This is a genomic window from Roseburia yibonii, assembly GCF_014297335.1.
In the GTDB taxonomy this organism is placed as follows: domain Bacteria; phylum Bacillota; class Clostridia; order Lachnospirales; family Lachnospiraceae; genus Roseburia_D; species Roseburia_D yibonii.
The window spans coordinates 88,261-102,389 of the sequence record NZ_JACOQH010000008.1 but is presented as its reverse complement, the minus strand read 5'-3'; the positions used below and the strand labels follow the sequence as shown (position 1 = coordinate 102,389).

Here is a 14,129-nt window from a genome sequence, read left to right as displayed (position 1 = left end):
TTACGGCAGCCCCTTATTTTTAAATCATAGGAAATTCCGTCCTATGATTTAAAAACGCTCCGCGGGGATGCGCAGCTCGCGGAGATGAAGTTTATGTTGAACATACCGCTCGCACGCGAAAGTGTGCGGTAAGCGCACACTTTATTTATGTGCAAAAACGTGATCGATGAGATCAGAAAAGCTGTGTGCATGCCGGTGCAGCAGTTTTAAGTTCGCCATGCCAAGTACGATCGCTTCCATATCATGCAGGATAAAGAGTAACGGCATCAGCCACGCAAGTTCTTTCATTGTCATAATAAATTCCCTCTTTTCTTTTTTTCTTTTCGTATGTATCATAAAAAAGATGAGAGCCTGCTTCAATCAACAAAAATTTGTTTTTTGTTGCAAAAGTGGCCACAGATCAAAAAGGAGATCGGAAGGTTATGAATAAAAACGGGCTGCGGACGAAAAAGACGCGGGAAAAGATAGAGGGAAAATTTATACAGCTTTTGCAGGAAAAAAGTTTTCCAAAGATCACAGTGCAGGACATTCTGGATGCGGCAGGGATCAACCGGACAACTTTTTACCGCCATTACCGGGACAAATACGAACTGGCGGAACTTTTGTGCGGACGTTTTTTTCAGAAATTTGAAAAATGTCTGCGGGAACGTTTCGGGGACGCACTGCCGGATGAAGCGGCGTTGGAACATCTTTCACAGAGCATTCAGTTGTTTTACCGGGATTTCTATGAGGAAGGGGATGCGCTGCTTGCGCTTTTTTCCATTCATGAGGAGGAGATCCATCTGTATGATGATATGCGTCACTGTTTAAAGAACGCGTTTTTTGCTTATTATATAGAACAAAGACCGGGAACCGAACTTGAGACGGACTATTATTCGTCGTTGTACGCGTCTTTTGTAATGACCTCGTTTGAGTGGATTTTAAAGAACCGCCCGGATGTGGATGTGAGCATCTATTTCAAGAAATTCTACCGGTCACTGCATCAGATGATGTGGCAGGATGAGTCGTGTGAGAATGTGCCGGTATACCGTGTGGTGAGAATAGATGAGCCGGATTTCGGATGCGAGGGGAGACCGGACGGGGCAGAACCGATGGCAAAAGTATATTTAGAATCGGAGGACGGAGAAAAGATCGAGCGGATGGAACCGGACGCGATGCTCTATCAGAAGGAGATCAATGAGGGAACCTGTGTGAGGATCCTGGCGGATGGAAGGATGGAAAAATGGTAAAATACAGCGTTCACACAAAATTCACAAAAAATTAGCACTCACGTCTTGACAGTGCTAATAAACAGTGCTATAACGTAACTAGAACAAAGGAAGGGGATCGAAAGAAAGACTTCCGGAGTTTCACCGGACGTGCAGGAGCGCGGATGGGGTTTACAGTTTTCATATGGTTTTACATTCATGGCACACATGATTGTCGATAAAAGGAGGAATGACTTATGTTGATGCCTAGTATTTTTGGAGAGAACTTATTTGATGACTGGATGGATTTTTCGTTCCCGGATATTGATAAGACATTGTACGGGAAACATGCGAAAAATATGATGAAGACTGATGTGAAGGAAACGGATCAGGGTTACGAAGTAGCGATTGATCTCCCGGGCTTTAAGAAAGACGAGATCAAGCTGGAACTGAATGACGGATATCTGACCATCAGTGCCGAGAAGGGACTCGACAAGGATGAGAAAGATAAAGAAAACAGATACATCAGACGTGAACGTTACGCGGGCAGCATGAGCCGCAGCTTTTATGTAGGCGAAAGCCTTACCGAGCAGGATATCCACGCGAAATACGAAAACGGTATTTTGACACTGGATGTTCCGAAAGAAGACAAGAAGGCCGTCCCGGAGAAACGCTATATAGCAATAGAAGGTTAAACTGCACAGATTTGAAAAGAGGCGATTCACATGGATAAAAATCCAAAACATCCGTTGAAAAAGAAAAAGGCAGTTTCAAAGATCAACATAGCGGATCATGAGGCTGTTGCGGAAGCAAGAGAAGCACACAGTGCAAAAAAACATCATTAAGGATAAACGAAAAGATCTGCGATTTTGTCGCAGGTCTTTTCTTATGTGAAAAAACAGCCGATATATTCTATATACAGAGAGAAAAAACAGGAAAGGAAACGGATTATGAATCGCATCTCGATGGAACATAAAATGAATCGGACGGGTGACAAACTGGTCACATGGACAGCGACGGGTGAACCAAACTGGTCTTACATTCCTTCAGCCGGGAAATCTTCCAAAACAAAGGAGCAGTTTGTAAGCGAGATCAAAAATCTGGCACAGAAAGCGGCGAAGACGGAAAATAAGGCGGAGTCGGATGCCATATCAAGACAGGTACTTACACTTCGGGCGGAGTATCTTTCGGATGTTGCACCAAACCGGAAACTGCTTTATCAGCAGGCGAAAACCGTCATGCAAAAGGGAAAAGAAAAAAAGGGAAATAAGCCGATCGGAGAACTGACGCTGCTTGATTTCCTTCAGGAAAGCAAAGGAAAAGGGAACCTGGCAGAAAAGCTGACGCCGCTTGGCGGGGGAGGCGTATTAAATCAGCCCATTTTATCGACCGGCGGATATGGAGCGGATATCTCTTATCAGGGAACGCTGGTGCTCAGTAATACCGGAGTGGGATGGGGGTATGGACTGACACCGAAGGAGCAGGAAAAATCGCAGGAATTTTATGCGGTCTACTGGCGGGAATATCGTGCGGTAAAAGCGGAAAATAAAGAAGCACAGGCAGTGCTGCCGGATTATCTGGAAACAAGGCAGACGTTTGATCAGAAAGCGTGACCGGAACACATGGTAAAAATCAAACAGGAAAAAGCAAGACAGCAGGAAGAAGACTCTGAGACAAAAAAGGTTTCAGAGTCTTTTCTTGACATTTCAGAAATACCGTCTTAAAATACTTAGGAACCGAACTATTAAAGGAGAAAAAATATGCAGACAGGAAAAATGATAAACCGGATCTCAAACCGGCTGCGCAGGCGTTCGCGCGCGATCCAGGAGTCCCTTGGGATTACCGGGGCGCAGGGCAATATTTTGGATTATATTATCGTGGAATCGGGAAGCCACTCGGTATATCAAAAAGAGATCGAAGAAGAATTCGGGCTGCGGCCGTCCACGGCGACCGAGGCATTAAAGAATTTGGAGAAAAAAGGGCTGATCCGGCGCGAAGCGGAAAAGCAGGATGCCCGCTATAAAAAGATCGTGTTTACGGAGAAGGCAGAGACGATCCGGGAGGCACTGCGCACGGAGATCGAGGAATCCGAACAGCTTTTACTGAAAGGGATCAGTGCGTCGGAACAGAAGGAATTTCTGCGGATCACGGAGCAAATGTTAAAAAACCTGGATGCAGCGGGAAAGGAAGGATAGATCTATGGAACAAAAGGAACTTATGGGCAGTCTTAAGGTATCAAAAGCGGTGGCAAAGATGGCGATCCCGAGTGTGATCAGCAGTCTGGTGACGGTTGTTTATAATATGGCGGATACGTTCTTTGTGGGGCAGACGAATGATCCGCTTCAGGTGGCGGCGGTCAGCCTGACCAACCCGATCTTTATTCTTTTTATGGCATTCGCCAATATGTTTGGCATGGGCGGAAGCGCAGTGGCATCCATGGCGATGGGAGAGAAAAAAGAAGAACGCGCGAAGAACGCGTCGGCGTTTGTGGCTTATGCGTCCTTTTTCGTCGGGATCGTGTTTGCCGCTTCGCTGCTTTTGTTTATGTGCCCGCTTTTGACGCTGTTTGGGGCGGATGCACAGACCTATGCGTTTGCGCGGGGTTACACGCTTCATATTTCTTATGGCGCGCCGTTTATCATCTGGTCGGCGGCGGCAAGCTTTGTTGTCCGCGCGGATGGCGCGAGCAGGGAGGCAATGATCGGCAGTATGATCGGAACGATCGCAAACATCGTGCTCGATCCGGTATTCATCAGCGGATTTGGTATGGGAGCGGCGGGTGCCGCGATCGCAACGACGATCGGAAATATCCTCGCCTGTCTTTATTATCTCTGGTATTTTATGAAAAAGAGCAGATGTCTTTCCATCGCGCCGAAGGATTTCAAATGCGGAGACGGTATTTTGACCGGAGTATGCGTGACCGGATTTCCGACAGCGATCTTTTCCGTGCTCATGAGTGTTTCCACGATCATTTTAAATCAGATCCTGGTGGCATACGGCAATGCGCCGGTGGCGGCGATCGGGATCGTCTTTAAGGCGAATATGTTTATCACGTTTTTACAGCTCGGACTGGCAAACGGTGTTCAGCCGCTGCTTGGCTATAATTACGGCGCGGGGAACCGGGAACGTTTTATCGCGGTTGACCGCTTCACCAAGAAATGCTGTCTGATCGTCGGGATCCTTGCCACGGCGTTGTTCTTTGTGTTCCGGGAAACGATCATCCGCCTGTTTATCAATGACGCGGACATTATCTATTACGGGGTAAAGATGTTGGTGGCATACATGCTGTCCGGCCCATTCATCGGGATCCTGTTTGTGAACATGAACTGCCTGCAGTCAACCGGGAACGCGCTTCCGGCAACGATCCTCTCTGTTTTAAGACAGGGGCTGCTTCTGATCCCGGTGCTCTATCTTTTGAATGCAGTGGCGGGATTAAACGGCGTGATCTACGGACAGGCGCTTACCGATTATGTGGCGGTTATTCTGTCTGTGGTGATCTGGAACAGAAAGAAATGGATATGCTAAATGGAGGATTGGCGGGAAAGCTGATCCTTTTTTCCATACCACTGGCATGCAGCAGTGACGTTCACTAGCCAGAATTATGGCACCGGGAATATAAAAAGATGTAAGAAGATATTTGTGATCTATTTTTTGGCATATGAGGAAAATAGAACGATAAAATTTTAACGAAAGTGTCGACATTCCCGTATAAAAACTCTTATAATAGAGGGAAAGAAACAGGAGAGGGGAATAGACATGAAACAAAAAAACGGGTTCAGCGGACAGATCGGGTTTGTCTTTGCAGCAGCAGGGAGCGCCGTAGGAGTAGGAAATCTGTGGAGGTTTCCGTATCTGGCGGCAAAAGACGGCGGGGGACTTTTTCTGATCATTTATCTGGTGCTGGTGCTGACAGTCGGGTTTACCCTGCTGACCACCGATATCGCGATCGGGCGAAAGACAGGAAAGAGCGCGATATACGCATATGAAGCAATGAGAAAGAAATGGAAGTTTCTTGGAGTATTGACCTTTTTAGTGCCGATACTGATCATGACTTATTATGCCGTGATCGGCGGATGGATCTTAAAATATATTACGATCTATCTTTTGGGATCCGGGGAACAGGCGGTGGACAGTAACTGCTTTTCAAACTTTATTTCCGCGCCGTCATCCGTTTGGTACAGCATTGCGTTTATGCTTCTGACATCTTTTATTGTTTATAACGGCGTGGAAAAGGGCATAGAGCGTGTCTCAAAATTTATTATGCCGGTACTTTTACTGATGGTGGTGGGGATCGCGGTCTTTTCACTGACATTAAAAACCACGTTAGAGGACGGAACCGTGCGGACCGGACTGCAGGGACTTGCCGTTTACCTGACACCGGATCTGTCCGGCATTACGCTGGAACGCTTTTTGCAGATCGCGCTGGATGCGATGAGCCAGCTGTTCTTTTCGCTAAGTGTATCCATGGGGATTATGATCACTTACGGATCCTATGTAAAAAAAGATGTGGATCTGAATAAATCCGTATCACAGATCGAACTTATGGATACCGGTGTGGCTTTCCTGGCAGGTGTTATGATCATTCCGGCGGTATTTGTGTTTTCCGGACTGGAAGGCATGTCCGCAGGACCGGGACTCATGTTTGTGTCTCTGCCGAAGGTATTTTTCTGCATGGGATTTGCTGGAAGGATGATCGGAATCCTCTTTTTTACGCTGGCGGCATTCGCGGCACTGACGTCCTGCATCTCGGTTCTCGAATCCATTACGGCAAACTGTATGGAGTTGTTCCATTCCGAGCGGAAAAAGACAACGGGGATCCTGTCCGTGGTCTATCTGATCGTGACTGCGGTGATCGCACTTGGATACAGTGTGTTCTATGTGGAGGTAAAACTGCCGAACGGAAGTACAGGGCAGCTGTTGGATATCATGGATTATATCAGCAACAGTTTCCTGATGCCGTTTATCGCGCTGCTGTCCTCCATTTTTATCGGATGGGTGATGAAGCCGGCGTGGATCGCGGAGGAAATGGAATTAAATGGCGGAAAGTTCCGGCGGAAAAAGCTCTATAACGTGATGATCCGCTATATTATGCCGGTTGTCATGACAATTTTGTTCCTGCAATCGACCGGGCTGCTCAGCCAGATCATAAAATAGAAGGACGGAAGGGAAAAAAATTAGCACTCACATCTTGATAATGGAAGTCGATTTTTGTCCTGTCTTGTGTATCCTGGAAGTGCCTGTTTTACAGGCTTTCCGGGGCATCAGTCATTTTGTCTGGTATTGTAAAGCAGTGTCAGATTTGTCGTAAATGTCGTAAATTTGTGGTCAAAAAATGATGAGAAATGGAGAGTGCTAATAAAATGAAATTATCGTATACGAATGTAAATGGATATCTGATCCCGAATCTCACCTATAAATCCGGTGAGCAGATGGAGCAGCTTGGCAAGTATGGTTTTCTTCGCAGAGATTATCTGAAGAATCATCGAAATTCAACTTATCAGGTGATGCTTTTACAGGATACAATTGGAGAACACCTTCTGGAAGTAGATAAGGCAGCCAGAGAACGGGAAGAGGTAATTCTGAAACAGCTGGAAGAAAAAGAACCACTGCCGGATAAAGCAGCAGATCAGATGGCATGGCACAGATTTTTCGGGTAGAGAGAACTAAGAATTTTACGGTAATGAGTAATCACCATTTCAAGAATAAGAATCTGACATTGAAAGCGAAAGGTCTATTGTCGCTGATGTTAAGTTTGCCAGAGGACTGGAATTACAATATGCAGGGACTGGCAACACTGAGCAGAGATGGGATTGATTCTGTTCGTTCTGCAATTAAGGAATTAGAGCATCATGGATATGTGGAACGTCATAGATTGCGTAATGAATATTGCTTGCTAATTTGTATTTTTAGAATATCTTAATTTACTTTGCACATCTACTTTTCCTATTTTAATTTCTGCTCATCTTTATACAATCTTAATTTCAAAACAAACTTACTTACGCCCATTTAATACAAATAAAGATAGAATAAAGGCAATATAAAAAAGAAATTAAGATTATGGGGATATAGTTATGCAACAGACAAACAGATCAAGACATCGACATATGACATCATTTCAAGTGATTAGTTTAGGGTTTTTATCCGTGATTCTCTTAGGCAGTCTGCTTTTGATGCTGCCGATTGCTACAAAAAGCGGCCAGTGTACCTCCTTTTTGGATGCTTTGTTTACCGCAACTTCTGCGGTTTGTGTGACGGGACTGGTTATTAATGATACGGCAACCTACTGGTCTTTATTTGGCCAAGGAGTTATTTTACTGCTGATTCAAATCGGAGGTATGGGAATTATTACGATTGCTATTGCGATTGCTGTTGTTTCCGGACGCAAAATCGGGTTGATGCAGCGAAGTACCATGCAAGAGGCAATTTCGGCTCCAACGGTGGGTGGTATTGTGCGGAGAACGAAATTTATTATTCGGACTACTATTCTTATCGAAATCAGTGGTGCGGCTCTTTTAGCCCCTGTTTTTTGCAGGGACTTTGGGTTTTGGAAAGGAATATGGTATTCGCTGTTCCATTCTATTTCTGCTTTTTGCAATGCAGGATTTGATCTGATTGGTATAAGAACACCTTTTTCCTCGTTGACCTCCTATTCTGTACAGCCGATTGTAAATCTTGTGATTATGGTGCTGATTGTTGCAGGAGGTATTGGATTCCTTACCTGGGAGGATATAAAGAATCATAAATGGCATTTCAAAAAATACCGAATGCAAAGCAAGGTAATTTTTACGGTAACAGGATTATTGATATTCTTACCGGCTCTTTACTTTTTTTATTTTGAGTTTTCAAATGTGCCACTTAAGGAAAGAGTATGGGTTTCCTTGTTTCAATCCGTTACGACAAGAACTGCAGGATTTAATACGGCAGATTTGACTTTACTCAGTGAAGTTGGGCAGTTGCTTATCATTATGCTGATGCTCATCGGTGGCTCGCCCGGTTCCACTGCAGGTGGTATGAAAACGACAACTCTTGCAGTTCTCGTTTCATCGGCATTATCTGTATTTAGAAAAAAGGAACACACTAATTTTTTCGGCAGACAAATTCCAGATGGCACTATCAGAAATGCAGCTACGATTTTTTTGATGTATATCGTTTTATTCCTTGCCGGAGGAATGGTAATTAGCAGCACAGAAGATATTCCACTTATGACTGCTCTATTTGAGACAGCGTCGGCAATCGGGACGGTAGGGTTATCGTTGGGAATAACTCCTAAGCTGGGGCTTGTTTCCCATATAATCTTAATTTGCTTGATGTTTTTGGGCAGAGTGGGTGGATTAACCTTGATTTTTGCCACCCTTTCAGACAAAAAGCCTAACGGTTCAAAATATCCTCAGGAAAATATCACAGTAGGTTAAAGGAGAATGAAAAATGAAATCAATATTACTTATCGGTCTGGGAAGATTCGGACGGCATATTGCTATGAAATTAGATGAATTGCACCATCAGGTGATGGCGGTAGATAAAGAAGAAACCCGAGTTGATGCTGTACTTCCCTTTGTAACCAACGCTCAGATTGGGGATGCGACTAATGAGGATTTTTTAAGTTCGCTTGGTGTTGGAAATTTTGATGTTTGTATTGTGGCAATCGGAGATAACTTTCAGAATTCATTGGAAGTAACGTCCCTTTTGAAGGAACTTGGTGCAAGAATGGTGGTGTCTCGTGCCGCTCGTGATGTTCATGCAAAATTTCTTTTACGAAACGGCGCAGATGAAATTGTTTATCCCGAAAGGCAGCTTGCCGATTGGGTTGCAATTCGTTATAGCGCTGATCATATTCTCGATTACATAGAACTAGATGAAGAACATGCAATCTTTGAAATATCTATACCGGGAGAATGGATAGGAAAAACAATCGGTCAGTTGGATATACGAAAAAAATATAACGTCAATATTATGGCACTAAAAACAAATGATATTATGAATTTGGAAATAAGTTCCGATACGCAGTTGTTAGAGGGTAGTACCATGCTTGTTCTCGGGGAGACAAAACATATTCAAAAATGTTTTCATATTTAATTTTTGAAAGAAGTTGGTGATATGAAAGACTTTGTTCTACTTATAGTAGTATTGGCAGCATTTATTTATGGTTATTTTCTTATGGGAAAACTGGATAAATGGCTCGAGGAAAATCAATCCCAAAAACTTATTTCAGGTTCTAAGATTAGAATTGGATTTGAAACACCTGCAATCATAGATTCTATTGCAGGACTATTAGAACAATTTTCAAGCGAATACCCAGACTATGAGCTGAACCTGTTCTATGGTTCTGTAAGTGAAATAATAAATGGGCTAGTAAATAATAAACTTGATTTTGGCTTTACCATAGAGGACACTAACAATATTTTGAAAGATGAGTATTGTTCCTTATCCCTTCAAATAAAGCAAAACGTCATTACGTCAGGCTCTATAGACATTGCGGTACATCCAATCAACACGATTGAGAAACCAGTGAGAGTGATATGGAAAAATGACATTAATTGTATGAAGGGTGTATTTGTAGAAAAATTGCATGATTTTTCGAAGCGTTTTCTGTTTTCGGCTACATGCCCGAATGGAAAAAAAGAAGAAAAGGTGGTATAATTTCTGTATATTGTTTTTGTACAGGGAGGTGACCGTATGGGCGAAAGAAGACAAAATCCGGAACAGTTGCTAAAGTCAATCCAAACCGATGAAGAAAACCGGAATAAAGGGCATTTGAAAATCTTTTTCGGATATGCGGCTGGTGTGGGTAAAACCTACGCCATGTTAGAAGCAGCTCATATGGCAAAACAGCAGGGAATTGACGTGATAGCAGGCTATATAGAGCCTCACTCACGCACCAAAACAGCAGATCTTTTGAATGGCTTGGAAGTTCTTCCTACAAGAGAAGTTCTCTATAATGGTGTGATACTGAACGAATTCGACATTGACATGGCGCTGAAAAGAAAACCACAGCTTATCCTTGTAGATGAACTTGCTCATACAAATGCAGAAGGATGCCGGCATGCAAAACGGTATCAGGACGTTAAGGAACTTTTGAATGCAGGGATCGATGTCTATACGACTGTCAATGTTCAGCATATTGAAAGTCTTTGTGATACAGTTGCATCCATTACGGAAATTGTTGTACGGGAACGCATTCCGGATTCTCTGTTTGATAATGCAGACCAGGTTGAATTAATAGATATTGAACCACAGGATTTAATTGACCGTTTGAATACAGGAAATGTATACAGACAGACACAGGCAAAACAGGCAATAGAAAATTTTTTTACAATAGAAAATTTGACAGCTCTTCGGGAGATTGCACTGCGGCGATGTGCGGACCGGGTGAGTATCCTCACAGAAAATGCCCGCATTAAAAATCATGGAGATTATCATACAGACGAACATATTCTTGTTTGTCTATCTTCTTCTCCATCTAATGCGAAAATTATCCGTACTGCCGCAAGAATGGCTTCTGCTTTCAAAGGAAAGTTTACGGCTCTGTTTGTAGAAACACCTGATTTTTCGGTGATGAGCGAGGAAAATATAAAACGCCTGCGTTCAAATATTCGTCTTGCTGAGCAGCTTGGGGCAAAAATTGAAACAGTTTACGGAGAAGATATTCCGTTTCAGATTGCGGAATTTGCCCGTTTGTCCGGTGCGTCAAAGATTGTAATCGGGCGAAGTTCTGCTACAAAACGGCATTTGCTCAGCAAACCGACCCTGACAGAAAAGCTGATTGATTATGCCCCTAACCTGGATGTGCATATTATTCCGGATACGATTTCTAATGCGGCGGTGTGTCAGTTAAGAGAGAGCAGGGAAAAGAACCATATCGTCTTCTCTGCCACTGATACATTAAAATCTACTGCGATTCTGATTTTATCCAGTTTAGTTGGAATGATTTTCCAGAATCTTGGATTTGACGAAGCAAATATCATTACTGTTTTTGTTTTAGGTGTTCTTGTCACTGCTGTCAGCACGAAACATCAGGTATACAGTCTGATTTCCTCAATTGTAAGTGTTTTGATTTTTAATTTCCTGTTTACGGACCCCCAATTTACCTTGCAGGCGTATGATCAGGGTTATCCTGTTACCTTTGTTATCATGTTTTTGGCGGCATTTTTAACCGGTTCTCTTGCTATACGGATTAAAAACCAGGCAAAACAGGCAGCACAATCTGCTTACCGTACCAAAGTGTTATTTGATACAAACCAGTTATTGCAACAGGCAAAAGATAAAAATGAAATTGTATCCACAACTTCAAATCAGCTCATTAAACTCTTGGGAAAAGATATCGTTTTTTATTTGGCTGATGGCGAAGTGTTGGATACGCCACATATTTTTTCTGTAACTGAGGAAAACATGGAATCGTGTATTTCCGAAAATGAAAAGGCCGTTGCCAGTTGGGTATTGAAAAACAATAAACGTGCCGGAGCCACAACAGGAACGCTTTCCAATGCAAAATGCCTGTATCTTGCTGTTCGCAGCAACAGTATGGTATATGGAGTTGTTGGAATTGTGATGGGGGAAATACCGCTTGATCCATTTGAAAACAGTATTCTACTGTCCATTCTCGGAGAATGTGCCCTGGCTCTGGAAAATGAGAAAAATGCCCGTGAGAAACAGGAGGCGGCTGTCCTTGCAAAAAATGAACAGTTACGAGCAAACCTGCTGCGTGCTATTTCACATGATTTGAGGACACCGCTTACATCAATTTCCGGCAATGCCAGTAACCTTTTGTCCAACGGCGATTCCTTTGATAATGATACAAAAAAGCAGCTATACACGGATATTTATGATGATTCCATGTGGCTGATTAATCTTGTAGAAAACCTGCTGGCTATAACCCGGATTGAAGAAGGACGGTTGAATCTCCGTATAACGGAAGATTTGATGGATGATGTGATCGCAGAAGCGTTACATCATATTAACCGAAAGAGTGAAGAACATCATATTTCCGTTGAAAGTAAAGAAGAAATTCTTCTTGCAAAAATGGATGCAAGGCTTATTGTTCAGGTAATCATCAATATTGTTGATAATGCTATCAAATATACACCTAAAAACTCTCATATTGTTATTCGGACAGAAAAGCGGGGAAAACAAGCAATCGTATCCATAGCGGATGACGGAAACGGAATTGCTGACGAAATAAAGCCACGAATATTTGACATGTTCTACAGTGGTGCAAATCAAATTGCAGACAGCCGTCGAAGTTTAGGACTCGGATTATCTTTGTGCAAGTCCATTATTAGCGCCCACGGCGGAGAACTTACTGTTTCAGATAATCTGCCACACGGAACAGTATTTACATTTACATTACCGGCAGGGGAGGTTAACGTATATGAATAAGTTACTAATATTAGTTGTAGAAGATGACACATCTGTCAGAAATTTAATTACAACAACCTTAAAAGCGCACGAATACCGATATCTGACAGCACCCAATGGTCAATCGGCAATTTTAGAAGCATCTTCACACAATCCTGACATTGTTTTACTTGATTTAGGACTTCCTGATATGGATGGTGTTGAGATTATTAAAAAAATCCGTACTTGGTCAAACATGCCAATTATCGTAATCAGTGCTCGCAGTGAAGATACCGATAAAATTGATGCGTTGGATGCAGGTGCAGATGATTATTTAACAAAGCCATTTTCTGTTGAGGAACTGCTTGCCAGACTACGAGTTACGCAGAGAAGGTTATCGATGATGCAAAAAGTATCCCCTGCCGAAGAGGTTGTTTTTGTAAACGGAAAACTTCGTGTAGATTATGTTGCAGGTTGTGCCTATTTGAATGAAGAAGAGTTGCATTTAACACCTATTGAATATAAGTTGCTTTGCCTGTTGACAAGAAATATAGGAAAAGTTCTGACACATACTTTCCTTACGCAAAGTATTTGGGGAAGTAGTTGGGATAATGATATTGCCTCCCTTCGTGTGTTTATGGCGACACTTCGTAAAAAAATTGAGAAAGAACCGAACTCTCCACAATATATCCAAACACACATTGGCGTGGGGTATCGGATGCTGAAAGTTGAGTGAACTTCACAACACCATAGTTAAAGTTGGAATATAAGTTATAGATTTGTATCCGTATGTGGGACTACCGGATACGAAATACTTTGGGAAACATTCGTGTTGTGGATTTTAAGACATCTCACGTAAGGACGTTCTTTTCAGCATTGTCAGATGAAGGACTGGCACACAGCACGATCAAAGGCCTTTATGGTTTATTGAATCCCAGTTTTGAACTGGCAGTGGAAGACGGGATTATCCGTAAGAATCCGGTAACTGGAACACTTGGAGATTATGGGGCTCCGGCAAAAGAGAAAGAAGCACTGACACTGGAACAGCAGGAAAAACTTTTGAAATTTGTTGAACAGAGTAATGTGTATAAGCCTCATCTTCCAATGATGCAGGAATCAGAGACATTCCTATGACACAGATGGTATATGATGCGTTCCGTAAACAGAGAGAGCTGAACCTGATGCCTCCCATTTCATCGCATACTCTTCGTCATACGGGATGTACCAGATTGGGTGAGAACAATGTCAATCCCAAAGTTATGCAGTATGTGATGGGCCATTCAGATGCACAGATCACAATGAATGTCTACAATCATATTGCAGAGAAGTCTCATGTGGAGAACGAGATGTCTAAAATGAACCTGCCAGAAACCGCACCTGCTGTGGTATAAACCATAAGTCGTCGTCGTAAAATGTGGTAAGAAAATCAGACGAATATATTTTTCCAAGAATTTGTGGTAAAAATGTGGTCAAATCAAGAAAAACGAGTGCGAAAGCAAGTGAAAAATCCCTGTGAAGCCCGTAAAATCAAGGCTTCACAAAATCTTCACAAAATAATTAGCACTCATCTATTGACAGTGCTAACAAAACGTGATATACCTACACTAGAAC

General features: G+C 42.8%; 15 protein-coding genes and 1 pseudogene. 15 read left to right on the top strand and 1 reads right to left on the bottom strand.

The window, feature by feature from the left end; translation table 11 throughout:
• Positions 1–141 precede the first annotated feature (141 nt).
• The gene (locus tag H8Z76_RS11040) at positions 142–294 is read right to left on the bottom strand and encodes a hypothetical protein (protein ID WP_186982508.1); all 153 of its coding nucleotides are present in this window, start codon (positions 292–294) and stop codon (positions 142–144) included.
• Between the two features lie 128 nt (positions 295–422).
• Here H8Z76_RS11040 and H8Z76_RS11035 point away from each other — a divergent pair, with 128 nt between their 5' ends.
• From H8Z76_RS11035 to H8Z76_RS13680, 15 genes and pseudogenes are all read left to right on the top strand, one after another.
• Positions 423–1,229, top strand: a complete 807-nt coding sequence (locus tag H8Z76_RS11035; protein WP_186982507.1) for a TetR/AcrR family transcriptional regulator — start codon at positions 423–425, stop codon at positions 1,227–1,229.
• A gap of 215 nt (positions 1,230–1,444) precedes the next feature.
• Complete coding sequence (locus H8Z76_RS11030) at positions 1,445–1,882, top strand: Hsp20/alpha crystallin family protein (RefSeq protein WP_022515812.1); 438 nt, start codon at positions 1,445–1,447, stop codon at positions 1,880–1,882.
• 255 nt (positions 1,883–2,137) lie between these two features.
• The gene (locus H8Z76_RS11025; protein WP_022515814.1) at positions 2,138–2,800 is read left to right on the top strand and encodes a hypothetical protein; all 663 of its coding nucleotides are present in this window, start codon (positions 2,138–2,140) and stop codon (positions 2,798–2,800) included.
• A 147-nt stretch (positions 2,801–2,947) separates the two neighbouring features.
• A complete protein-coding gene (locus H8Z76_RS11020) occupies positions 2,948–3,382 on the top strand; it encodes a MarR family winged helix-turn-helix transcriptional regulator (protein WP_186982506.1) in 435 nt (144 codons plus the stop codon).
• A gap of 4 nt (positions 3,383–3,386) precedes the next feature.
• Positions 3,387–4,712, top strand: a complete 1,326-nt coding sequence (locus H8Z76_RS11015) for an MATE family efflux transporter (protein ID WP_186982505.1) — start codon at positions 3,387–3,389, stop codon at positions 4,710–4,712.
• Positions 4,713–4,943: 231 nt separating this feature from the next.
• On the top strand, positions 4,944–6,341 hold the full coding sequence (locus tag H8Z76_RS11010) for a sodium-dependent transporter (protein WP_186982504.1): 1,398 nt from the start codon (positions 4,944–4,946) through the stop codon (positions 6,339–6,341).
• A gap of 206 nt (positions 6,342–6,547) precedes the next feature.
• The gene (locus H8Z76_RS11005; RefSeq protein WP_147618916.1) at positions 6,548–6,844 is read left to right on the top strand and encodes a TnpV protein; all 297 of its coding nucleotides are present in this window, start codon (positions 6,548–6,550) and stop codon (positions 6,842–6,844) included.
• A pseudogene (locus tag H8Z76_RS11000) lies at positions 6,823–7,071 on the top strand (helix-turn-helix domain-containing protein); the annotation flags it as partial. The gene H8Z76_RS11005 and the pseudogene H8Z76_RS11000, both read left to right, overlap by 22 nt.
• A 187-nt stretch (positions 7,072–7,258) precedes the next feature.
• Positions 7,259–8,599 (top strand): TrkH family potassium uptake protein, encoded by a 1,341-nt coding sequence (locus H8Z76_RS10995; RefSeq protein WP_186982503.1) that lies wholly within the window; start codon positions 7,259–7,261, stop codon positions 8,597–8,599.
• 13 nt (positions 8,600–8,612) lie between these two features.
• Positions 8,613–9,260 (top strand): potassium channel family protein, encoded by a 648-nt coding sequence (locus H8Z76_RS10990; RefSeq protein WP_186982502.1) that lies wholly within the window; start codon positions 8,613–8,615, stop codon positions 9,258–9,260.
• Positions 9,261–9,281: 21 nt separating this feature from the next.
• Positions 9,282–9,824 carry a type 2 periplasmic-binding domain-containing protein gene (locus H8Z76_RS10985; protein WP_186982501.1) on the top strand — a complete coding sequence of 181 codons (543 nt, stop codon included), beginning with the start codon at positions 9,282–9,284 and terminating at the stop codon, positions 9,822–9,824.
• A gap of 36 nt (positions 9,825–9,860) precedes the next feature.
• Complete coding sequence (locus tag H8Z76_RS10980; protein WP_186982500.1) at positions 9,861–12,560, top strand: sensor histidine kinase; 2,700 nt, start codon at positions 9,861–9,863, stop codon at positions 12,558–12,560.
• Positions 12,553–13,254, top strand: coding sequence for a response regulator (locus H8Z76_RS10975; protein ID WP_186982499.1), 702 nt, complete (start codon positions 12,553–12,555; stop codon positions 13,252–13,254). Before H8Z76_RS10980 ends, H8Z76_RS10975 begins: the two co-directional genes overlap by 8 nt.
• Before the next feature lie 140 nt (positions 13,255–13,394).
• Positions 13,395–13,652, top strand: a complete 258-nt coding sequence (locus H8Z76_RS13685; RefSeq protein WP_243240537.1) for a hypothetical protein — start codon at positions 13,395–13,397, stop codon at positions 13,650–13,652.
• Positions 13,649–13,909, top strand: a complete 261-nt coding sequence (locus H8Z76_RS13680; RefSeq protein ID WP_243240536.1) for a tyrosine-type recombinase/integrase — start codon at positions 13,649–13,651, stop codon at positions 13,907–13,909. Before H8Z76_RS13685 ends, H8Z76_RS13680 begins: the two co-directional genes overlap by 4 nt.
• Positions 13,910–14,129 lie beyond the last annotated feature (220 nt).